The sequence below is a fragment of the Pseudomonas kilonensis genome, assembly GCF_001269885.1.
Taxonomy (GTDB): domain Bacteria; phylum Pseudomonadota; class Gammaproteobacteria; order Pseudomonadales; family Pseudomonadaceae; genus Aquipseudomonas; species Aquipseudomonas kilonensis.
Window position 1 is genome coordinate 149777 of sequence record NZ_LHVH01000023.1, and the last position, 19449, is coordinate 169225.

The 19449-nt window shown below is 61.1% G+C and carries 19 protein-coding genes; 10 read left to right on the top strand and 9 right to left on the bottom strand.

The genetic code is table 11. The features are described 5' to 3' along the window. Position 1 precedes the first annotated feature (1 nt). The 3 genes from AD662_RS16280 to AD662_RS16290 form a co-directional block, all read right to left on the bottom strand. The gene (locus tag AD662_RS16280; protein ID WP_053188816.1) at positions 2–928 is read right to left on the bottom strand and encodes a Gfo/Idh/MocA family protein; all 927 of its coding nucleotides are present in this window, start codon (positions 926–928) and stop codon (positions 2–4) included. Between the two features lie 131 nt (positions 929–1059). Then, a complete protein-coding gene (locus AD662_RS16285; RefSeq protein WP_053188822.1) occupies positions 1060–1854 on the bottom strand; it encodes a DeoR/GlpR family DNA-binding transcription regulator in 795 nt (264 codons plus the stop codon). Between the two features lie 112 nt (positions 1855–1966). Beyond that, entirely contained in the window at positions 1967–2974 is a 1008-nt protein-coding gene (locus AD662_RS16290; protein WP_053188824.1) for an aldo/keto reductase, read from the bottom strand. Between the two features lie 93 nt (positions 2975–3067). On the opposite strand from AD662_RS16290, the gene AD662_RS16295 reads away from it, so the two are divergent. Next, positions 3068–3970, top strand: coding sequence for a LysR family transcriptional regulator (locus tag AD662_RS16295; RefSeq protein ID WP_053188829.1), 903 nt, complete (start codon positions 3068–3070; stop codon positions 3968–3970). A 104-nt stretch (positions 3971–4074) separates the two neighbouring features. Here the strand turns inward: AD662_RS16295 and AD662_RS16300 are convergent, their stop codons facing one another. Then, positions 4075–4416 carry a hypothetical protein gene (locus tag AD662_RS16300; protein WP_053188881.1) on the bottom strand — a complete coding sequence of 114 codons (342 nt, stop codon included), beginning with the start codon at positions 4414–4416 and terminating at the stop codon, positions 4075–4077. 150 nt (positions 4417–4566) lie between these two features. Between AD662_RS16300 and AD662_RS16305 the strand changes: the two genes are divergently transcribed. Further along, positions 4567–4803, top strand: coding sequence for a hypothetical protein (locus AD662_RS16305; RefSeq protein ID WP_053188832.1), 237 nt, complete (start codon positions 4567–4569; stop codon positions 4801–4803). A 97-nt stretch (positions 4804–4900) separates the two neighbouring features. On the opposite strand, the gene AD662_RS16310 is transcribed toward AD662_RS16305, so the two are convergent. Further along, complete coding sequence (locus AD662_RS16310) at positions 4901–5839, bottom strand: hypothetical protein (protein ID WP_053188834.1); 939 nt, start codon at positions 5837–5839, stop codon at positions 4901–4903. Between the two features lie 112 nt (positions 5840–5951). Between AD662_RS16310 and AD662_RS16315 the strand changes: the two genes are divergently transcribed. After that, on the top strand, positions 5952–6437 hold the full coding sequence (locus AD662_RS16315) for a thiol-disulfide oxidoreductase DCC family protein (RefSeq protein ID WP_053188837.1): 486 nt from the start codon (positions 5952–5954) through the stop codon (positions 6435–6437). Here the strand turns inward: AD662_RS16315 and AD662_RS16320 are convergent. From AD662_RS16320 to AD662_RS16330, 3 genes are all read right to left on the bottom strand, one after another. Next, positions 6434–6928, bottom strand: a complete 495-nt coding sequence (locus tag AD662_RS16320; RefSeq protein WP_053188841.1) for a DUF2269 family protein — start codon at positions 6926–6928, stop codon at positions 6434–6436. The genes AD662_RS16315 and AD662_RS16320 overlap by 4 nt on opposite strands. A 3-nt stretch (positions 6929–6931) precedes the next feature. Beyond that, entirely contained in the window at positions 6932–8059 is a 1128-nt protein-coding gene (locus AD662_RS16325) for a saccharopine dehydrogenase NADP-binding domain-containing protein (RefSeq protein ID WP_053188844.1), read from the bottom strand. A 1142-nt stretch (positions 8060–9201) separates the two neighbouring features. Beyond that, positions 9202–10389, bottom strand: coding sequence for a XylR family transcriptional regulator (locus tag AD662_RS16330; protein ID WP_053188847.1), 1188 nt, complete (start codon positions 10387–10389; stop codon positions 9202–9204). A gap of 154 nt (positions 10390–10543) precedes the next feature. Here AD662_RS16330 and xylA point away from each other — a divergent pair, with 154 nt between their 5' ends. From xylA to AD662_RS16350, 4 genes are all read left to right on the top strand, one after another. Next, the gene (xylA, locus tag AD662_RS16335) at positions 10544–11860 is read left to right on the top strand and encodes a xylose isomerase (protein ID WP_053188850.1); all 1317 of its coding nucleotides are present in this window, start codon (positions 10544–10546) and stop codon (positions 11858–11860) included. Positions 11861–12006: 146 nt separating this feature from the next. Continuing rightward, positions 12007–13008: a D-xylose ABC transporter substrate-binding protein gene (gene xylF / locus AD662_RS16340; RefSeq protein ID WP_013693217.1), complete on the top strand. Its 1002-nt coding sequence runs from the start codon at positions 12007–12009 to the stop codon at positions 13006–13008. 166 nt (positions 13009–13174) lie between these two features. Then, positions 13175–14731, top strand: a complete 1557-nt coding sequence (xylG, locus tag AD662_RS16345; protein ID WP_018612822.1) for a D-xylose ABC transporter ATP-binding protein — start codon at positions 13175–13177, stop codon at positions 14729–14731. Continuing rightward, positions 14732–15868, top strand: a complete 1137-nt coding sequence (locus AD662_RS16350) for a sugar ABC transporter permease (protein ID WP_018612820.1) — start codon at positions 14732–14734, stop codon at positions 15866–15868. Positions 15869–15878: 10 nt separating this feature from the next. Here AD662_RS16350 and AD662_RS16355 read toward each other — a convergent pair whose 3' ends face one another. Next, a complete protein-coding gene (locus tag AD662_RS16355; protein ID WP_053188852.1) occupies positions 15879–16487 on the bottom strand; it encodes a LysE family translocator in 609 nt (202 codons plus the stop codon). Positions 16488–16593: 106 nt separating this feature from the next. Between AD662_RS16355 and gcvA the strand changes: the two genes are divergently transcribed. From gcvA to AD662_RS16370, 3 genes are all read left to right on the top strand, one after another. Then, positions 16594–17514 (top strand): transcriptional regulator GcvA, encoded by a 921-nt coding sequence (gcvA, locus tag AD662_RS16360; protein ID WP_053188855.1) that lies wholly within the window; start codon positions 16594–16596, stop codon positions 17512–17514. Positions 17515–17545: 31 nt separating this feature from the next. After that, the gene (locus AD662_RS16365) at positions 17546–18007 is read left to right on the top strand and encodes a GNAT family N-acetyltransferase (RefSeq protein WP_018612814.1); all 462 of its coding nucleotides are present in this window, start codon (positions 17546–17548) and stop codon (positions 18005–18007) included. 780 nt (positions 18008–18787) lie between these two features. Next, positions 18788–19069, top strand: a complete 282-nt coding sequence (locus AD662_RS16370; protein WP_053188858.1) for a hypothetical protein — start codon at positions 18788–18790, stop codon at positions 19067–19069. Positions 19070–19449 lie beyond the last annotated feature (380 nt).

The window sequence follows — 19449 nt, forward strand, 5'->3', positions numbered from 1 at the left end:
ATTAATCGTAGAACGGCTCGACCGCCGTCCGGCTGCCGACAAAAAAGCTGTCCGCGACCAACCGCAGCGGCTGCAGGTCCATGTCGCTGGTTTGCTCGGCAATCAGTTGTTGAAAATGTCGATACACCGCTGCGTACTCGCCTTCCTCGGAAACAGCCTGGCCCACGCCGTCGATGCTCAACAGTGCACCGCCGTTGTCCAGGCGCAGGACGCCTTCGGTGCAGCGAATCTCGATGCTCCAGAGCTCGTCATGACCATGGTCGAAATCAAATTCCGCACGAATATCGAGGTGGCGCGCGTCGGCCATCTTGATGCTGGCGGCAATCGGCGACTGGCAGTTGTCCGGCACGCGCAACTCGGCGGACTCCACGAACAGCGGCAACGCCAGCAGATGGGTCACTATCGACAAGGCATTGATACCCGGATCGAACACACCCAAGCCGCCGGGTTGCCAGATCCATGCCTGGCCGGGGTGCCACTTGCGCACGTCTTCCTTCCAGTCGATCTGCACGCTCTGCAAGGTGCGACTCGCCAGCCAGTCACGGGCGGCTTCGATGCCCGGGGCGTAACGCGAATGCCAGGCGAACAGGCCACTGACGCCTTGCTCGCGGACCTGCTCCACCAACGCCATCGCCTCCCCCAGGGTCGCGCACGGCGGTTTTTCCACCAACACGTGTTTGCCTGCCGCCAGCGCCTGTTGCACCAGGGCGAAGCGACCTTGTGGCGGTGTGCAAAACGCAATGGCATCGACCTGCGGACCGCTTTCGAGCAACTCGCCCAGGGACCGGAAGTTCTCCACCCCGGCGCAAGGCTGCCCTTGCGTGGCGACAGCCACCAGTTGGAACGCAGGGTTGGCGTGGATGGCAGGAACGTGTTGATCCTGGGCAATTTTGCCGTAGCCCACCAGCCCGAGACGAATCGGTTGCATCGATGACTCCTGATTTTTGTACTTGTGATCGGCCAGCAAACTAGACGCAAATCGCCCGGCGGACAATGGGGGCCGTGCAGTCTCTATACGATTGTCCTGCGCAATTGGGCAACAGCCGTGCAGCAAAGACCTCAGCTGTGCCGCGGCTCACTGGCTGCCGTCACGACGTTGGTCACCCGGCCGAAGAAAGGTTCGAGTCGCTCCCGGGGCGCATCGTGCTCCACCACCAGGGTGGCGACCTCTTCGCAGGAGGCCACCTGATAGTGGGCAACGCTGGAGAGCTTCTCATTGGTCACCGCCGCAATCACCTGCCCGCTTGCCGCGACCACCGCGCGCTTGAACTCCGCGTCATCCAGGCCGAACGCCGTGACGCCATTGTCCGGATCGATGGCGCAGGCGCCGAGGACACACACGTCGAAACTGAATTGGCGCAATTGCTGGACAGCCGTCAGCCCGATCACACCCCCCGCGTTTGGACTCAAGCGGCCACCCAGCAGAATGACCTCAGCGCGGGGCAGCTTCATCAACTGAACCGCAATCAACGGCGAATTGGTGGTGAGGGTCAACTGAAGTTGCGGATCGATGGCGCAGGCCACGGCCAGGTTGGTTGACCCGGCGTCGATGAAGACGTGCTGGCCCGCGCGCAGCAGTGCCGCGGCCGCTTGGCCGAGACTGCCCTTGCGCGCCGGGTCTTTGCGTACGCGTACGTCCAACGACCCTTCGACAGCGGGCAAGAGTATCGCGCCGCCATAAACGCGCTTGCACACCCCCGCCGCTGCCAATGCGCCCAGATCACGCCGTATCGAGTGCTCGGACACATTGAATTCGCTGGCCAAGTCGGCCGCGATCACCCGGCCATACCGGGCAAGACGCTGGCTGATCAATTGCTGGCGTTCGCCGGGGAACGCTTCGTGAGGAGAAGTCATGATGCTACAACCTGCATAAACGAGCACTAATGATCACAAACGAGCAAATAGTGCCGGTTATGCAGCGAGGCGTCAAACCCGCTTGTTCAAGCGGGCTGCCAAACGTCAGAGGTCAAGCGGCCCCAGGGACATTCGTGCCCATACCCAAGGGCAGGAAAGGTTGAATCTCATCGATTTCCTCGGCACTGAGGCGCAGCTGTGCGCCGGCAATCAGTCCATCGACCTGCCCGGGACGACGGGCACCGACGATGGCACCGGTCACCACTGGCTTGCGCAGCACCCAGGCGATGGCCACTGCCGCCGCGCTCACCCCATGTCGTTCACCGATACCGGCCAAGACCTCGACCAGCGCCAGGTTCGCGCTCAAGCGAGGCTCTTGGAAGTCCGCGCTTCGGGCCTTGCGCCAATCGTCATCGGGCAATTGGGCGATGCGCTCGCGCGTCATGCTCCCGGAAAGCAGTCCCGATTGAAGGGTGGAATAGGCCAAGACCCCCATTGCCACCTCCTCGCAAAATGGCAGGACGTCCTTCTCGATGTCTCGCATCAGGGCGGAATAAGGCGGTTGGAGAGAGACGATCTCGGTCACCGCCTGGGCCCGCTGGAGTTGCGCGACATCGAAATTGGAGACGCCGATAGCGCGAATTTTTCCCTGTTCGCGGGCGGTGGCCAACGCCGAAAGCGCACTCTCGATTCCTTCGCTGCTGCCATCTGCAGGAAAGGCCGGCCAGTGGATCTGATAAAGATCGATGGTTTCGACTTGCAGCCGGCGCAAGCTTGCCTCGACCTCGGCGAGCAGCGATTGAGGCGCCAGCGAGTGCGAGATCGCTTTGGTGACCGGGTCCCAGACCAGACTGCCCTTGGTGAACACCAACGGTCGCCGTGAAGCTGGCACCCGACGCAACAGTTGCCCAACCAGTTGCTCGGCGTGACCCAAACCATAAACCGCCGCCGTATCGATCCAGTTCACACCGCGTTCGACGGCATATTCAAGGGCGCCCAGGCTGTCCTCGTCATCCTGCGCGCCCCAACTGTATTCCCAGCCGGTGCCAGCAATGGCCCAGGTTCCCAGGCCAATGGGCGAAATCAGAAAATCCGATGATCCAAGACGATTCTTTTGCATTGCGAGTTCTCCACAGATGATGTGGGCCAGTATCCGCGAGCGATCTCATGACGATAAGATGGGTAATCGTATTTGAACTACTGAACAGTACTCATGAGTCAGCACCCCGATCTTTCCGAACTGGATGCCTTTGCCGCCGTCGCTCGCCATCGCAGCTTTCGCAAGGCCGCCGACGAGCGCGGCGTTTCGGCCTCGGCACTGAGCCACGCCATGCGTGCACTGGAAGCGCGCCTGGGTGTCAGGCTGCTCAACCGCACCACGCGCAGCGTGACCCCGACCGAGGCCGGCCACCAGTTATTGGCAACGCTGGCCCCGACCCTGCAGCAGGTTGCCGATGCGCTGGCGCAACTGACCTCAATGCAGGAAGTGCCGGCCGGCAAGCTTCGCCTCAACGTGGCGCGTCCGGCGGCGCGTGCGGTGTTTGCGAAAGTGCTCGCGCCATTCGTGGCCAGGTATCCACGTATTCAACTGGACCTGGTCACCGATGATGGCTTGACCGACATCGTGAACGGCGGGTTTGACGCTGGCGTGCGTTTTGGCGAAAGCCTGGCCGGCGACATGATTGCCGTTCCTGTCGGCCCTCCTCAATCGTTCGTGACCGTCGCTTCACAGGCTTACCTGGCCGCAAAGGGGATGGTCCAGGCTCCACGGGACTTGCTCGACCATGCCTGTATCGCCCGACGTTTTCCCAGCGGCAAACTCTATGCCTGGGAGTATCAGGCAGAAGGGCAACCGATGCGCTTGTCCGTCACCGGCCCGCTCATTCTTGAAGACGATGCGCTGATGATCCAGGCCGCAAAAGATGGCGCCGGGATTGCCTACGTCTACGAGGAGCTGGTGCGCGATGACATCCGCAATGGGCTGCTCACGGAACTGCTTGCGCAATGGAAAGCACCGCCAAGCCGGTTTTTTCTCTACTACCCCAGCCGACGCCATGTGCCACCGGCCCTGAAAGCGTTCATCGCGTTCATCCGGGCGGATGATGGGCCAACCTGAAACCGGCAGGCAAAAAAAGCCCCGCGACCGAGGACGGTGCGGGGCAAGGGAATTGGTTGGTTGCGGCCAACCAAAGGAGCACAGTGAAAAACGTTACGGGCCGGTCAGATGCATTCCTGTGCGGCGCGTTCAAAACTCGAAGGCAAGAGGTTGGAGGCCAGCAAATGTCGCTCGTAGATGAACACCTTGCCGCCGCTGCCAGCCTTGTAGGCTTCCAGCACGTTATCTGCCGAGACTTTGCTCGGCACCACGATGCGGTAACTGCGCTGGGTCTGCGAGACCATCGGGTTCAAGGCATTGCCCTGCAATTTCGGTACGACGCATTCAGCGTATTGAGCCGGCGTCTTGCTGGTCTGCAAGGTCAAGGTCGGGTCGTTCGGCGCCGAGGCACAACCGGCCAGCAACAACGGGGAAAACGCCAGGGCAAGCAAAAATAAAGGGCGCATGGGTCGGGTCCTGAAAATAAAAAAATGGGCTGCGTGTTCGATGGCGCTGATTTTCCAATGATTGCCGGCAAAGCAGAACTTGCATTTGGTAATGGTCACTATTACTCCTAGCAATAGTTGCAAGCCGAGAAAGATTGATGAGGTATAGCCATGAGAACGTTTGATCTGATTCGCGACGCGGTATTGCCCGACTTCCGTGAGCGGGTGGCGGACTACCTGATCCAGTACGAAAGCGTGCTGTTGAGCGGCACCGAACCCGACCCGGAGCTCAGGCGCGCCACGGCCAATCAACTGCGCGGTTATTTGCGCGGGTTGAACACCACTCGGGTACTGGGCATGGCGGATTGGGAGGAACTGGATCGGCGGGTGGTGGATACGTGGCTTTAGCACCCGGCCAAGGACAGGCCGGACTTCCAGGAATGTGCTCGCTTCAGCTTGCTCCCGCTGGGCTGCGCTGTAGGAGCTGCCGAAGGCTGCGATCTTTTCACTTGTGGCTCAAATGTCTGGGAAAGATCGCAGCCTCGCTTCGCTCGACAGCTCCTACAGGCCCAACGCTCGCTTGCGCCCTGTTCAGCAACCGTTGCACCCACGCGGCATCCTCGGCATTGACCACCCCATAGCGGTTCGGCGGTAAAAAATTCCAGTGATGAGCGGCCTCGTCCAGGCGCTTGAGTTCATCGGCAGACAGCCAGTACGGCGTCTCCACCAACGGCATCGGCGCACCGTCGAAACGTCGGCCCAACTGCAGGTTCGTGCCGGGGGCGAAAGCAATCGCCAGATGCTGGAGGGGTTGCAGCCGCTTGTCCGGTGCAGGCATTTGCCCTACCCGCCCGTAGCTGAAGTCGCCCGAAAACTCCTCCTTGAGCACCAGCCAGTGCCCCGCCGCGGTCTTGGCCAGGATCCATTGCGACACACCGCTGTCTTGCACGTACTTCACCTTGCCGTCGGACCATTGCATGAGGGTATTGCAATCCGGGTCATAGTCGTTGGACCACAGGCAGATGCCGGAGACCAGGGTATGGTGTTCGAGCTCGACCAGCCCTTGATCAGGCATCGATTGCCAATATCGCTTGGTCGGGTCGCGCTTATCGCGCAAGTAGTTATGCAGGACCCAGGCAGCCATGAACAGCAAAGTGGCGAGCACAAGCCAGCCAAGGGAATCCCCGACGATTCGGTCAAGGTCGACGCCTGGGGCGGATAACCCTTGATAGACCAGCAGCCCCAGCAGAAACGCGATGCCCGGCAACACCGGGCCCAGGCACAACGGCGGCACCAGCACCACGATCCAGCTGAAACGATGCATGGCAGCACGCTCACGCGCCCAGGCCTGCTCCTGGGCAAGCATCGGCACCCGCTCCCGTGGGCCGATGTCAGGATTGGGGGTCTGGAAGCGTGTGAACAGGTTGTAGATGTCATCGCTCATGGATCGGATCATGCCTTTGAAATCATCATGGTCGAGCAACCCTTCGGGACGCCCTTTGACGCTGGAACACGCGTATTATCCGGATAACCAAGCGCCATGTAGACACACATTCATGCCCATCTCCCAAACTCGCCCCTCACCCGCGCCCTTGCTCAAGCCAGGCGAGACAGTGGTCCTGTTCGATGGCGTTTGTAAACTATGCAATGGCTGGGCGAAATTCCTGATCCGCCATGACCACGCCCGACGCGTGCGATTGGCCTCCGTACAGTCGCCCGAAGGGCAAGCCCTACTTGCCTGGGCGGGCCTGCCCTTGCAGCAGTTCGACACCATGGCCGTGGTTCGCGATCAGCATTACTGGGTGCGTTCGGAGGCGATTTTTGAAGTCGTAGCCCTGCTGCCCTGGGCCTGGCGCCCGATGAAGCTGCTGCGCTACGTCCCCCGCAGGCTTCGGGACTGGGCCTATGATCGCATTGCCCTGAATCGTTATCGGCTGTTTGGCAAATACGACGTGTGCCTTTTGCCGAGCCCGGATCATGAGCGGCGTTTCTTGAAGGCTCCAACGCCTGGGAGCAATCCGGTGGAACGGATCGGTACTTAGCCCGTCAGTAGCTCGATCCACTGAGGTGGCGTCATCTTCGTCACCATGATCAGCACAATGACAAACATCCCCAAGAATCCAAAAACGCCCATCCAGAACCACTTCTGATACACGGATGAGTATCGATCATCGAGCGCCTGCCCGTCCCCAACCGCGCTCGAAGCCATCACGTATAAACGCTTCTGAAGCACCAGCACAGGAAGCCACAGCGCCCCCACGCAAAAGAAAATGATCAACGACGTCATTATCCATTCCGTGGTCAGGGGAAGTCCGGCCAGTCTCATTAACAGATAGCCCGTCGCTATCTGAATAAAGCCCGCCGGCGTGGTAATCCAAGTGTCGAACTGGACGACCGTCCTGGCCACGTGGGCAATGACCTGAGGGTTGGCGGTGCGGCTGGCCGCGATCAGGTAAAGATAGGACCCCATGCCGAAGCCGAAGAGGAAAATGGCAGCAATGATGTGGAGGTACTTCAGGCAAAGATAGAGCATCTGTCAGCCCTGCGCCTCAGAGAAGTGAACGGACAGGTTCAAGTTTTCGGGATCGTTGATGGCGGCCATGTATTCGTCGACGGTGATTTCACCCACGCAGGCCCGAGCACCGGGTTCGGGCCGATACCCTTGGGCGACTTTTGCCGCCAAGGCAACGGCTGCGCAGCTGGGAATCTCCGGCCCCTTGTCGTTCATGGCGGTGAGCTGCACGTTCATCGACAACGGTTCGCCATTGGCCCCCATGCCATGGACGTCGATGTACATTGCGCTTTTGCCATCGCCAAATCGTTCGAACCAGAGCCCCCACCGATGAAGCCTGGCGGCCCAAGGGGCATGGTCACGTACCATCCCCATCCGCATTGCCTGGGCCAGCAGGTAGTTGGCAATGCCGCCGAGCTTCAGGCCTGAGCCGGCCTTGAAGCTCAGGGTCTGGGCACCATAGCGGCTGGCAAAGATATCCATGTCCGGCACGTCGACATTGGCCAGTACCCGGGTCCCCATATAACGCATTCTACGAAGCGTCAGGTCCTGCCATCCCAGGACCTCATGTACCCGACCATTCCGGAGTTGCTTGATCGGCTTGCCTGCATAGGCCAGAACGCCTTCGACAGTGGACAACCCCGGCATCTTGGCCGAAGAGGAAATACCATGTTCGATCGTGTCGATGCGTTTAAAGCGATGCCGCTGCTGATCGATGAGGGCGGCCGAAAGCGTCGGCACTGAGCTGCAACCACTGAGGACCGCGACGCGTGCCTGTTTTGCCCGGGCGTCGAGTGCGCTAATACCGGTGACGAAGGCCCTGGAATCGGACAGGTCGCAGTAGTTCACGCCCGCGTCGATGCAGTTCTCGGCGACGGCATAGGACTGCCCTTGAAATGGGCCACCGGTATGGATGACCCATTGGATGTTCATCAAGCCCAGGACAGATTTGAAGCCCGCGCCCATGGCGTCGCCGCACCAGCTTTCACACACAGCGCCCGATTGAGCGTTCAACTCATCGACTTTGTGCTGCAGTTTTTGGGCGTCACGTCCGGAAATCACCAACTGTACGCCTGGCATCGCCACCAGGTGCCTGGAAACGATACTGCCGAAGTTTCCATACCCACCGACCACCATCACCCTGAGCGTCATTCCATCCGTCCCTAAATATTCGATGAAGCCCGCAACCTTGCCACAAGGAAGACGCGGAGGTGTACCCCTTGTGGTGGGTCACTGTCCCTTTGTGGCGAGGGAGCTTGCTCCCGCTGGCTGCGCAGCAAATTAGCCTGACACACCAGGGTGCCAGGTTTCAGGGCCGCTTCGCGCCCCAGCGGGACCAAGCTCCCTCGCCACAAGAGCGGTTCGGTGGTGTGCCAACTCATCAGGCGCAGACCTGTTTTTTTGTGGCGAGGGGATTTATCCCCGCTGGGCTGCGCAGCGGCCCTATGTCGTCAACTCAATTAGCCTGACACACCAGGGTGCCAGGTTTCAGGGCCGCTTCGCGCCCCAGCGGGGATAAATCCCCTCGCCACAAGAGCGGTTCGTTGGTGTGTCAGTTCATCAGGCGCAGACCTGTTTTTTGTGGCGAGGGGATTTATCCCCGCTGGGCTGCGCAGCGGCCCCAGGTCGTCAACTCAATTAGCCTGACACACCAGGGTGCCAGGCTTCAGGGCCGCTTCGCGCCCCAGCGGGGATAAATCCCCTCGCCACAAGAGCGGTTCGTCGGTGTGTCAGTTCATCAGGCGCAGACCTGTTTTTTGTGGCGAGGGGATTTATCCCCGCTGGGCTGCGCAGCGGCCCTATGTCGTCAACTCAATTAGCCTGACCCACCAAGGTGCCAGGTTTCAGGGCCGCTTCGCGCCCCAGCGGGGATAAATCCCCTCGCCACAAGAGCTATTGGGTGGTGTGTCAGTTCATCAGGCGCAGACCTGTTTTTTGTGGCGAGGGGATTTATCCCCGCTGGGCTGCGCAGCGGCCCCAGGTCGTCAACTCAATTAGCCTGACCCACCAAGGTGCCAGGTTTCAGGGCCGCTTCGCGCCCCAGCGGGGATAAATCCCCTCGCCACAAGAGCGGTTCGTTGGTGTGCCAACTCATCAGGCGCAGACCTGTTTTTTGTGGCGAGGGGATTTATCCCCGCTGGGCTGCGCAGCGGCCCCAGGTCGTCAACTCAATTAGTCTGACACACCAGGGTGCCAGGCTTCAGGGCCGCTTCGCGCCCCAGCGGGGATAAATCCCCTCGCCACAAGAGCTATTGGGTGGTGTGTCAGCTCATCAGGAGCGGTTCGGCCGTGGGTCAGTGAGTGGCCGCATTTGCTCCCTGCTGATACTCCCGAGGGGTGCAGCCGAACTCGCGGCGAAACACGGTGTGCAGGTATTGCGCCGATTTGAAGCCGCAGTTCTGGGCGATGTCGGCAATCGGTGAGTTGGTGTTTTCCAATCCGTTGGCCGCGGCGGCCAGTTTGAAGCGCAGGATTTCGTCGTGGACGCTGCAACCCCGCTCCTTGCGAAAGTGCGCTTCCAGCGATGAGCGCGACACTCCCACATAGGCCGCCACCTGGGCCGTCTTGATGCCCTGGCAGGCGTATTGGCGGATGAAGAGCAGTGCCTGCATGACATAAGGGTTGCCCAACGGTTGATGCAGGCTCGACACCTGTACGTTGATCGCATCAGGCGGAACCAGAATCTGCGTGCCGGTGGACGGCATGCCGTGCAGCATTTGATGGAGCAGGCGCGCGGCGGTGCGACCCATGGTTTCGGTGCCCTGGATCACCGAACTCAGCGGCACCCGTGTCAGGCTGCGGGTCAGGGGGTCGTTGTCGATGCCGATCAACGCCACTTGCTCGGGCACGGCGATCCCGGCGGTCAGGCAGGCTTGCAGCAACTGCCGGGCGCGGGCGTCGCTGACGGCGATGATACCGATGGGTTTGGGCAGGCTTTGCAACCAGGCGATCTGCTGTTCAACGGCGCTGTCCCACAGCGGCGCGCTGGTGCCCATGCCACGATAGACCTCGGCGTGCAGGCCATCGCGCTGCACCAGCCGGCGAAAGGCTTTTTCCCGTTCCTGGGCCCAGCGATTGGCTTGTGCCTCAGGCAGGCTGAAACAGGCGAAGCGGGTCAAGCCGGCCTCGATCAAGTGCTCGTAGGCCAACGTCATCAACGCATCATTGTCGGTGGCGACATAGGGAATGCCCTTGGGGTAGGCGCGTTCGTCCTGATAGGAGCCGCCCACCGCCACCACCGGCAGCTTGATCCCGGCCAGCGCCTCGCCGATCAGCGGGTCGTCGAAGTCGGCGATGATCCCGTCGCCCTGCCAGCGCTCGATGCCTTTCAAGCGACAGAGAAAATCTTCCTCGAGGAACAAGTCCCAGGACGCGCGCGTGCTGCTCAGGTAGTTGCCGATACCGCTGATGATGCCGCGGTCGTAGATCTTGCTGCCGTTGAACAACAGTGCAATGCGGTGAACGGGCGGGACGGTTTTCATTGCTTTAACCCTGGGCCGATGCACACAGACTAGGCGCGCAAGCAGCGAACCTCAATACTCAAAATCGAACTGCTCGTTGGTGATTTTCATAATCAGCAGCCACAGGGCCGGCGTTAGTATCGAGACACCGCCAAGAATAAAAAGGAACTCGCCCATGTCGTACTTCCCCGCTGTCGACAAGATTCGCTATGAGGGCCCCGCCAGCGATTCGCCGCTTGCCTTCCGTCACTACGACGCCAACAAACTGGTGCTCGGCAAGCCCATGCGCGAGCACCTGCGCATGGCGGTCTGCTACTGGCACACCTTCGTCTGGCCGGGGTCGGATGTGTTCGGTGCCGGTACCTTCAAGCGCCCGTGGCAGCACGCCGGGGATCCCATGGAAGTGGCCATCGGCAAGGCCGAAGCGGCCTTCGAGTTCTTCTCCAAGCTGGGCATCGACTACTACTGCTTCCACGACACCGATGTGGCCCCGGAAGGCTCTTCGCTCAAAGAGTACCGCGAACACTTCGCCCAGATGGTCGACCACCTGGAGCGCCATCAGGAAGAGACCGGGATCAAGCTGTTGTGGGGCACCGCCAACTGCTTCAGCAACCCGCGTTTTGCCGCCGGTGCCGCCAGTAACCCGAACCCGGAGGTGTTCGCCTGCGCCGCCGCCCAAGTGTTCAGCGCCATGAACGCCACCCAGCGTCTCAAAGGCTCCAACTACGTGTTGTGGGGCGGCCGTGAAGGTTACGAAACCCTGCTCAACACCGACCTGAAACGCGAGCGCGAACAGCTGGGCCGCTTCATGCGCATGGTGGTCGAGCACAAGCACAAGATCGGCTTCAAGGGCGACCTGCTGATCGAGCCCAAGCCCCAGGAACCGACCAAGCACCAGTACGATTACGACAGCGCCACGGTGTTCGGCTTCCTGCAACAGTTCGGCCTGGAAAACGAGATCAAGGTCAACATCGAAGCCAACCACGCGACCCTGGCCGGGCACAGCTTCCATCACGAGATCGCCACGGCCGTCTCCCTGGGCATCTTCGGCAGCATCGACGCCAACCGCGGCGATCCGCAGAACGGCTGGGACACCGACCAGTTCCCCAACAGCGTCGAGGAAATGACCCTGGCCACCTATGAAATCCTCAAGGCCGGGGGCTTCGGCAATGGCGGGTTCAACTTCGACTCCAAGGTCCGGCGCCAGAGCCTGGACGATATCGACCTGTTCCACGGCCACGTCGCCGCCATGGACGTCCTCGCCCTCGCCCTGGAACGCGCGGCGGCCATGGTGCAGAACGATCAGTTGCAACAGTTCAAGGACCAGCGCTATGCCGGCTGGCAGCAACCGTTTGGCAAAGCGCTACTGGCCGGTGACTTCAGCCTTGAATCACTGGCCGAGCATGCCTTCACCAACGAGCTGAATCCCCAAGCCGTCAGCGGTCGCCAGGAGATGCTCGAGAACGTGGTCAATCGCTTCATCTACCCCTGACAACGGGCAATCGTCGGGGCACAGGCGCTGTTACATTCGCGCGACAAATCTGTGCCCACGGCGCGCTGCAACGCTCTACAGTTCTACCCGGTATCACGCTCATCGTCAGGCAGTGTCTTTCAAACAACAATAAAAGGACGCACCACATGAATACATTCAAACGTACCCTGCTCGCCGGCGCCCTCGCCCTGCTCTCGCTTCCGGTCATGGCCGATGCGGCCCATCCGAAAATCGGTTTTTCCATCGATGACCTGCGCCTGGAACGCTGGTCGCGCGACCGTGACTACTTCGTCGCGGCGGCGGAAAAACTCGACGCCAAGGTCTTCGTCCAGTCCGCCGATGCCAACGAGCAGAAGCAGATCTCGCAGATCGAAAACCTGATCTCCCGCGGCGTCGATGTGATCGTCATCGTGCCATTCAACGCCACCGTGCTGACCAACGCTGTCGCCGAAGCCAAGAAGGCCGGGATCAAGGTCGTGTCCTACGACCGACTGATCCTCAACGCCGATATCGACGCCTACATTTCCTTCGATAACGAAAAGGTCGGCGAGATGCAGGCCAGCGGCGTGCTGAAGGCCGCGCCCAAGGGCAACTACTTCCTGCTCGGTGGCGCGCCCACGGACAACAACGCCAAGGTTCTGCGCGAAGGCCAGATGAAGGTGCTGCAACCGGCCATCGACAAGGGCGACATCAAGATTGTCGGCCAGCAGTGGGTGAAGGAATGGAACCCCACGGAAGCCCTGAGCATCGTGGAAAACGCCCTGACCCGGAACAACAACAAGATCGATGGCATCGTCGCCTCCAACGACGCCACCGCCGGCGGCGCCATCCAGGCCCTGGCCGCCCAGAAAATGGCCGGCAAGGTGCCGATCTCGGGCCAGGACGCTGACCTGGCAGCGGTCAAGCGGGTGATCGATGGCACCCAGACCATGACCGTCTACAAGCCGCTGAAGCTGATCGCCTCCGAAGCCGCCAAGCTCTCGGTGCAACTGGCGCGCAACGAGAAGCCGACCTTCAGCTCGCAATACGACAATGGCAGCAAGAAAGTCGACACCATCCTGCTCACCCCCACGCCGTTGACCAAGGACAACATCGACCTGCTGGAAAAGGACGGGTTCTATACCAAGGCGCAGATCGCCGGGCAGTGACTTGGGGGCAACCCTGGAGACCTGTGGGAGCGGGCTTGCTCGCGAAAGCGGTGCACCAGTCAACATTGATGGTGCCTGACATACCGCCTTCGCGAGCAAGCCCGCTCCCACAAGGTCACACCTGCCCCACTGCTGATGTGTGAGCCCTTTTTCATGAGTCCTTGCCATGTCCGACTACCTGCTGCAAATGAACGGCATCGTCAAAACCTTTGGTGGTGTCAAAGCCCTGAACGGCATCGACATCAAGGTCAGGCCGGGTGAGTGTGTCGGCCTGTGCGGTGAGAACGGCGCCGGCAAATCCACGCTGATGAAGGTGCTGTCGGCGGTCTATCCCTACGGCACCTGGGAGGGTGAGATTCTTTGGGACGGCCAGCCGCTCAAGGCGCAGTCCATCAGCGAAACCGAAGCCGCCGGGATCGTCATCATTCACCAGGAGCTGACCCTGGTCCCCGACCTGTCGGTGGCTGAAAACATCTTCATGGGCCACGAACTCACGCTGCCCGGCGGGCGCATGAACTACCCGGCGATGATCCACCGCGCCGAAGCCCTGATGCGTGAACTCAAAGTGCCGGACATGAACGTCTCGCTGCCGGTTTCGCAGTACGGCGGTGGCTACCAGCAACTGGTGGAAATCGCCAAGGCGCTGAACAAGCAGGCGCGGCTGTTGATCCTCGATGAGCCCTCCTCGGCCCTGACTCGTTCGGAAATCGAGGTGCTGCTGGACATCATCCGCGACCTCAAGGCCAAGGGCGTCGCTTGCGTGTACATCTCCCACAAGCTCGATGAAGTGGCCGCCGTGTGTGACACCATCTCGGTGATCCGCGATGGCAAACACATCGCTACCACCGCCATGGCGGACATGAGCATCCCGAAGATCATCACCCAGATGGTCGGACGGGAAATGAGCAACCTCTACCCCACCGAACCCCACGACATCGGCGAGGTGATTTTCGAGGCGCGCCACGTCACCTGCTACGACGTCGACAACCCCAGGCGCAAACGGGTCGACGATATTTCATTCGTTCTCAAGCGTGGGGAAATCCTCGGCATCGCCGGGCTGGTCGGCGCCGGCCGCACGGAACTGGTGTCAGCGCTGTTCGGCGCCTACCCCGGCCGCTACGAAGGTGAAGTCTGGCTCGGCGGCCAAAAAATCGACACGCGCACACCGCTCAAGTCAATCCGCGCCGGCCTGTGCATGGTCCCCGAGGACCGCAAGCGCCAAGGCATCATTCCGGACCTGGGCGTGGGCCAGAACATCACCCTGGCGGTGCTGGACAATTATTCGAAACTGACCCGCATCGACGCCGAAGCCGAACTGGGCAGCATCGACAAGGAAATCGCGCGCATGCACCTCAAGACCGCGAGCCCGTTCCTGCCGATCACCAGCCTCTCCGGTGGCAACCAGCAAAAAGCCGTGCTGGCGAAAATGCTCCTGACCAAACCCCGCGTGCTGATTCTCGATGAACCCACCCGCGGCGTGGACGTCGGCGCCAAGTACGAGATCTACAAGCTGATGGGCGCGCTGGCGGCCGAAGGCGTGTCGATCATCATGGTGTCCTCGGAGTTGGCCGAGGTGCTGGGGGTTTCCGACCGCGTCCTCGTGATCGGCGAAGGCCAGTTGCGCGGCGACTTCATCAACCACGAACTGACCCAGGAACAGGTGCTCGCCGCCGCGCTCAGCCATCCCGATGGCCATAACAATAATGATCGGAAGTCCGCGTAGATGAATCAGGTCAAACAGCTGTTTTCCCGCTACAAAATGCTCGCGCTGGTGATCGCCGTGGCGCTGATCTGGCTGTTCTTCAGTTGGCAGACCGACGGCGGATTCTTGACCCCGCGCAACCTCTCCAACCTGCTGCGGCAAATGTCCATCACCGGGATCCTTGCCTGCGGCATGGTGCTGGTGATCATCAGTGGCGAAATCGATTTGTCGGTGGGCTCATTGCTTGGGCTATTGGGTGGCCTGGCGGCGATTCTCGATGTGGTCTATCACATCCCGCTGCTGGCGAACCTGAGCCTGGTGGCCCTGTGCGGCTTGGTGATCGGCTTGGGCAACGGCTACATGACCGCCTACCTGCGCATCCCATCGTTCATCGTCGGGCTGGGTGGCATGCTCGCGTTTCGCGGCGTCCTGCTGGGAGTCACTGGCGGCACCACCATTGCCCCGGTGTCACCGGAACTGGTCTACGTGGGCCAGGGTTACTTGCCGCACACGGTCGGGACCGGGCTCGGCATCCTGTTGTTCGCCCTGACCCTGTTCCTGACCTGGAAACAGCGGCGCAACCGTGCCCTCCATGGCCTCGCGGCCCACTCCCTGGTGCGCGACGTTTTGCGCGTGGTGGTGATCGGCGCAGTGCTGGCCGGGTTCGTCTATACCCTCAACAGTTACGACGGCATCCCGGTGCCGGTGCTGCTCCTGCTGATCCTGCTGGGCGTATTCAGCTACGTCACCAGCCAGACCGTGTTCGGCCGACGTGTCTATTCGGTGGGCAGCAACATGGAAGCCACGCGCCTGTCCGGCATCAACGTACAGGCGGTGAAGCTGTGGATCTTCGGCATCATGGGCGTGATGTGCGCCCTCGCCGGCGTGGTCAACACCGCACGCCTGGCCGCTGGCTCACCCTCGGCCGGCAACATGGGCGAACTCGACGCCATCGCCGCCTGCTTCATCGGCGGCACCTCCATGCGCGGCGGCTCCGGCACGGTCTACGGCGCCCTCCTCGGCGCGCTGGTCATCACTAGCCTGGACAACGGCATGTCCATGCTCGACGTCGACAGTTATTGGCAGATGATCGTCAAAGGCAGCATTCTGGTGCTGGCGGTGTGGGTGGACGTGAGTACGCGGACGGGGCGGCGCTGACCTGTACTCGTCACTTGCTGGCAGACGCCATCAGCACGCCGAACCCCAGGAAGGTGATGCCCGACAATTTGCCGACAATCCTGGCGCCCTGGCTCGACGAGAGCCAGCCCCTGGCGCCATTGGCCATCAGCGCATAACCGCAATGCACCAGCACCACAAGCACGCTATAGGACGACACCAGCAAGAAGAACTGGCTGTAGTAGTCACCCGCCGGCTTGATGAATTGGGGGAACACGGCGAGGAAGAAAAACCCGGCCTTGGGGTTGAGCAACTGGATCGACAGCGCCTCGCCGAATCGCCGCCACGGGCGCGTGGACGTGACCGTGAGTTCGGGCACGAAGCGTTGGGTGCGCCACATCTTGATGCCCAGGTACAACAAGTACAGCGCGCCGATGTATTTCAAAAGCGTGAAGGCCGTTGCCGAGGCGGCCAGGATCAACCCCAAGCTGCTGGCGCAGATACCCGCCACGATAAACGCGCCCGACGCGATCCCGAAGATGCCCGGCAGTGCGCCGCGCCAGCCATGGCGCAAGGCATTGGAAATCGTCAGCACCACACCGGGGCCCGGGCTGAGCACCGTCAGGGTCGCCAGGATCAGAAAAAGTCCGTAACCGGCCATGCATCACTCCACATTGAAGGCGAATTACTGTGGCCTTCAGGGTGGCGTGGCACCGGGACGCTGACAAACGCTTTAATTGCAGCGCCTATGTGACTAAATTAGACACATGATCACCAACCTCCCCCCGTTGAACGCCGTCCGCGCCTTCGCCGCTGCCGCTCGCCACCAGAGTTTCAGCCGCGCCGCCGAAGAGCTGCACGTCAGCCACAGCGCCGTCAGCCGCCACGTAAAGTTGCTCGAAGAGCGCTTGGGCGTGCTGCTGATCGAACGTCGAACCCGCCAGTCCTTGCTCACCCCGGCCGGTCGGGTTTTCTACGAGCAGGTCAGCGAGGCGCTGACCCAGATCGCCAACGCCGCCAGCGCACTGACGCGCAGCGCTGCCCAGCGCAAAGTGACCATCAACGTGCGCCCCTCCTTCGCGGTGCGTTGGCTGATCCCGCGATTGCCCGACTTCATGGCGCGCCATCCAGACATCAAGCCCGACGTCGTCACCAGCACCCGGCCTCCCGATCCATCACGGGAAACGTTCGACGTGGTCATCCGTCGCGGGCACGCCGGCTGGTCGCCCCATGTACAGCCCACGGTGCTGCTGGAAGACGACCTGCTGCTGGTCGCCGCACCGTCGTTGCTGCGCAGCGTGCCATTGGAAAACGTCCACGACCTGGCCCGGCACACCTTGTTGTCGGGCAGGACGCGCAGCAGCGATTGGCAAGACTGGGCGGAACACGCAGGGATCGAGCCATTGAACAACCTGCCGACCCTGCAATTCGATCACATGCACCTCGTGCTGCAGGCCGCCGTCGATGGGCTGGGCGTAGCGTTGTGTCCGGTTTCGCTGCTGGGCAGGGATTTGTCCAACGGGCGCCTGACCTGTCCACTGCCGTCGTTGCGCCTGCCGTTAGCCCGCTATTACTACGGGGTGTCCAGGGATGCGGTGGCTGAGACGCAGGTTTTTGTTGATTGGTTGTTTTCTCAGATCCAGCAAGATGCAGCCGCCGCGACATCTAGAATCGATGCCGGTTTTTGATGCTCGATTTGTTCAGTCAGATGGATCTCCAATGATTACACCAACGGATGAACTCGCGATACGTCAGATCTCAGCACTTCCCCCGGAAATTCTGCGGCTAGAAGCGCAGGCAATAACGGAAGGTTTCAGGTTTCTCACGCGCCTGATTGCTGATTGGAAAGACGGTTCCAATCGGTTCGATCAACCCGGGGAGGGTCTTTTTGGAGCTTTCAGCAATGGGCAGCTGGTTGCCATTGGTGGCCTGTCAAATGATCCCTATGCCGGGGCGGATATCGGCAGGCTGCGTAGGGTATACGTCTGGCGTGCAGCAAGGGGTCAACATGTGGGGAAAGCGTTAGTGCAGCGGCTTCTTGGGTATGCAGCGCAAAACTTCAGTGTGGTGCGTTTGTCCACGGATACACCGGAAGGCGCAGCCTTTTACCTTCGCTGCGGATTTCGGCCGGTAGAAGATGATTTTGCGACCCATGTCCTATCATTTTCAGATGTTGGGTAATCAGGACGAAAACACGCAGGCTCATCGAGCCTTTCGCCATCGACATCCCCGACAGCGCCCTCGAGGAGCTTCGGCACCGCCTGCTGAACGCAAGGCTGCCTGAGTTGTTGGCGGAGGATATCAGGGCTTTTTTTTCGCGGCTGTCGCTAGAAAAATCTGAAAATACTCGCCGCAAGCCTCCTGTGGGAGCCCTGTTCCTGTGGGAGCAAGGTTTGCCCGCGATGAAGACGACGCGGTCTTCCGGGGAACCGAGGTGTCTGCATCGCGAGCAAGCTTTGCTCCCACAGAAAGCCATGCACTCCAGTGGTAGCGGCAAAAATCGGTCCGAAAATCTCGTAGGAATTTACCTCTGTGGCGAGGGGATTTGTCCCCGCTGGGCTGCGAAGCGGCCCCAAACCAGGCACCTTATTTCGCCAGGCACACCGCAGGCGCCGGTTTTGCGACTGCTGCGCAGCCGAGCGGGAGCAAGCTCCCTCGCCACAGGGGGGGCGTGCGTCCTACAGGTCGGTTGTGGGGGCTGGGATCGACTTCTATAGTTGGGTCGTCGCTGGCTTTGGCCGGTGGCTGGGTTTCGCAGCCCGCGTGAACAAATCTGAATACCGTCAAATGAAATTCAGGCAAACTTGCCCGCGTTCATTTTATGGCGGTTGTGCGCGGGAGACTTTCGGGTCTGCCGAGTTTTTGGATTGGTTCCTCGGTCTGCGAACCCTCGCGCAACTGCCACCCATTTGATTCGCAGCAAAAAGGTGGCGATTCTTTCTATCGAATGAGTGCAACCTTATGACAACGAATCAACCATCCAGCCGCTTCACCCCTCTCACCCAAACCGCCACCACCCACCCCGTCCTGCTGATCGACACCCAAGCGCCACTCCCCGAACTCCACGCTTGCGCCAGCGAACGCCTGCACGCCACGCTCGATTACCTGACCTTGGTGGCGTGCAGCAGCCTGCGTGATTCGGCATCGAGCGACATCAACACCATCACCAACGTCGCCCGGATCCTGGTGCAGGATGTGGCGGATGTGTTTGGCGTGATCGAACAACGCGGGCTCGAAGGCTAAACCGTTGAGACGGCGACGGCACAATTGATCGTTCCCACGCTCCGCGTGGGCATGCATCCTGTGACGCTCTGCGTCACTTTCCAGAAGCGGAACGCGGAGCGTCCCTGGCGGCATTCCCACGCGGAGCGTGAGGAACGATCTCCACAGCCCCCCGCGACCCGATCGTTCCCACGCTCTGCGTGGGAATGCATCCCGTGACGCTCTGCGTCACTTTCCAGAAGCGGAACGCGGAGCGTCCCTGGCGGCATTCCCACGCGGAGCGTGAGGAACGATCTTCCACAGGCCCCGCGCCCCGATCGTTCCCACGCTCCGCGTGGGCATGCATCCTGTGACGCTCTGCGTCACTTTCCAGAAGCGGAACGCGGAGCGTCCCTGGCGGC

Coding starts and splice junctions, on each gene's coding strand:
- xylG (WP_018612822.1), top strand. CDS start 13,175: ATGTCCGACTACCTGCTGCAAATGAACGGCATCGTCAAAACCTTTGGT.
- AD662_RS16350 (WP_018612820.1), top strand. CDS start 14,732: ATGAATCAGGTCAAACAGCTGTTTTCCCGCTACAAAATGCTCGCGCTG.
- AD662_RS16330 (WP_053188847.1), bottom strand. CDS start 10,389: ATGAAAACCGTCCCGCCCGTTCACCGCATTGCACTGTTGTTCAACGGC.
- AD662_RS16325 (WP_053188844.1), bottom strand. CDS start 8,059: ATGACGCTCAGGGTGATGGTGGTCGGTGGGTATGGAAACTTCGGCAGT.
- AD662_RS16295 (WP_053188829.1), top strand. CDS start 3,068: ATGAGTCAGCACCCCGATCTTTCCGAACTGGATGCCTTTGCCGCCGTC.
- AD662_RS16370 (WP_053188858.1), top strand. CDS start 18,788: ATGACAACGAATCAACCATCCAGCCGCTTCACCCCTCTCACCCAAACC.
- AD662_RS16365 (WP_018612814.1), top strand. CDS start 17,546: ATGATTACACCAACGGATGAACTCGCGATACGTCAGATCTCAGCACTT.
- AD662_RS16285 (WP_053188822.1), bottom strand. CDS start 1,854: ATGACTTCTCCTCACGAAGCGTTCCCCGGCGAACGCCAGCAATTGATC.
- AD662_RS16280 (WP_053188816.1), bottom strand. CDS start 928: ATGCAACCGATTCGTCTCGGGCTGGTGGGCTACGGCAAAATTGCCCAG.
- AD662_RS16300 (WP_053188881.1), bottom strand. CDS start 4,416: ATGCGCCCTTTATTTTTGCTTGCCCTGGCGTTTTCCCCGTTGTTGCTG.
- AD662_RS16320 (WP_053188841.1), bottom strand. CDS start 6,928: ATGCTCTATCTTTGCCTGAAGTACCTCCACATCATTGCTGCCATTTTC.
- xylA (WP_053188850.1), top strand. CDS start 10,544: ATGTCGTACTTCCCCGCTGTCGACAAGATTCGCTATGAGGGCCCCGCC.
- AD662_RS16305 (WP_053188832.1), top strand. CDS start 4,567: ATGAGAACGTTTGATCTGATTCGCGACGCGGTATTGCCCGACTTCCGT.
- AD662_RS16290 (WP_053188824.1), bottom strand. CDS start 2,974: ATGCAAAAGAATCGTCTTGGATCATCGGATTTTCTGATTTCGCCCATT.
- AD662_RS16310 (WP_053188834.1), bottom strand. CDS start 5,839: ATGAGCGATGACATCTACAACCTGTTCACACGCTTCCAGACCCCCAAT.
- gcvA (WP_053188855.1), top strand. CDS start 16,594: ATGATCACCAACCTCCCCCCGTTGAACGCCGTCCGCGCCTTCGCCGCT.
- AD662_RS16315 (WP_053188837.1), top strand. CDS start 5,952: ATGCCCATCTCCCAAACTCGCCCCTCACCCGCGCCCTTGCTCAAGCCA.
- xylF (WP_013693217.1), top strand. CDS start 12,007: ATGAATACATTCAAACGTACCCTGCTCGCCGGCGCCCTCGCCCTGCTC.
- AD662_RS16355 (WP_053188852.1), bottom strand. CDS start 16,487: ATGGCCGGTTACGGACTTTTTCTGATCCTGGCGACCCTGACGGTGCTC.